Annotated in this window: 1 protein-coding gene; it reads right to left on the bottom strand. The window is 65.9% G+C overall.

What is annotated here, in order from left to right; translation table 11 throughout:
- Window positions 1-136: 136 nt before the first annotated feature.
- Window positions 137-1060 (bottom strand): NADP-dependent oxidoreductase, encoded by a 924-nt coding sequence (locus ABZV38_RS40445; protein ID WP_356333967.1) that lies wholly within the window; start codon window positions 1058-1060, stop codon window positions 137-139.
- Window positions 1061-1388 lie beyond the last annotated feature (328 nt).

Here is a 1388-nt window from a genome sequence, read left to right on the forward strand (position 1 = left end):
CAGACGGCATGGATCAACGACCCGGCCAAGCGCAGGGAACCCGCACCACAAACCTCATAGCGTCACGACCGTCTCACTGGACTTGAAATCTTCCGTTGGGCGAGGAGGCCCAATCTTCAGGATCGGGCGCTCGCATTCAGTTTTCCACGATCTGGATGATCGTTTTGCCGCGTGTGCGGCGCCTGTTGTGGGCGAACGCTGCGGGTGCTTCGGACAGTGGCCGCACATCCCCGACGACCGGCTTGAGTCGTCCGTCCCGGACACGCTGGATGAGGTCCGCGAGGCGGACCCGGTCGGCTTCAACGACGAAGAAGACGGCCCGACCGTTCTCGGGCTGGATTCTGGGTGGCATGGCGATGGTGACGAGGGTGCCACCGGCGCGTACCAGGGCGGTCGAGCGTTCGAGGATGTCGCCGCCGAGCACATCGAAAATGAGGTCGACCTTGCCGATTTCTTCGAGCCGGTCGTTCTGCAGGTCCACGAAGGTATCCGCGCCGAGACCGAGTGCTGCGTCCCTGTCGGCGGCCCGTCCGGTGCCGATCACTCGGGCGCCCGCCTCTCGTGCGAGTTGCACGACGATCGACCCGACACCGCCAGCGGCACCGTGGATGAGGACGGTCTGGCCTGTCGTGAGGCGGCCGTGGTCGAACAGGCCCTGCCATGCGGTCAGCCCGGAGATCGGCAGGGCGGCGGCCACCGTGTGGCCGACGTCCGCCGGAAGCGGAGCGAGATTGCGGGCCTCTACCGCGGCGTACTCGGCCAGTGATCCGTTTCGGGTCCAGTCGGCCAGTCCGAACACCCGCTGGCCGACGGTCAGGCCCGTGGTTCCGTAGCCCAGTTCGGCGACAACGCCGGAGAGTTCGTGCCCAGGCACGCTCGGCGTTCGGTCGCGGCCGGCGCGGTCGGACCAGGTTCCCGGCCAGTCGAGCTCTCCAGGGGTGAACCCCGCGGCATGCACTCGCACGATGACATCGTTCTCAGCGGCGTGGGGGTAGGGCATGTCCGTGAGGGAGAGCCCACCGACACCGGCGTCACGGTCTCGAACGGTGATGGCTTGCATGATGGGTCCTTTCTGGAAGAAATTTTCGAATTAGAGTTTCGCGAGCACAGAAAGAATTGTGCATTTTCCGGCCACGTTGGCGGAGACGAGCACGGTGAAGGCGGAGCCTCGTCCGAGACGACGGCCGGGGCGAGGACGACTTGCATGTTTCATCACGTTGTCTTTTATGGCTCTCTGATCAGCTCGGCCAGGGCGCGCCGATAATGCGCTCGACCGTGGTTGTGCGACGGAAGCAACTCCAGTACCGCAGCCCGCTCTTCGGCCGTCAGTGCCGACGGCTGCACCTGCGGGGCACGTGCTCTGCGTGGTGGTGCCGGCCGGAGCCGGC

It is taken from the genome of Streptomyces sp. NPDC005181, from assembly GCF_040608395.1.
Taxonomy (GTDB): domain Bacteria; phylum Actinomycetota; class Actinomycetes; order Streptomycetales; family Streptomycetaceae; genus Streptomyces.

Excerpts from the sequence above, each read along its gene's own strand:
- ABZV38_RS40445 (WP_356333967.1), bottom strand. The coding sequence starts at position 1,060 with ATGCAAGCCATCACCGTTCGAGACCGTGACGCCGGTGTCGGTGGGCTC.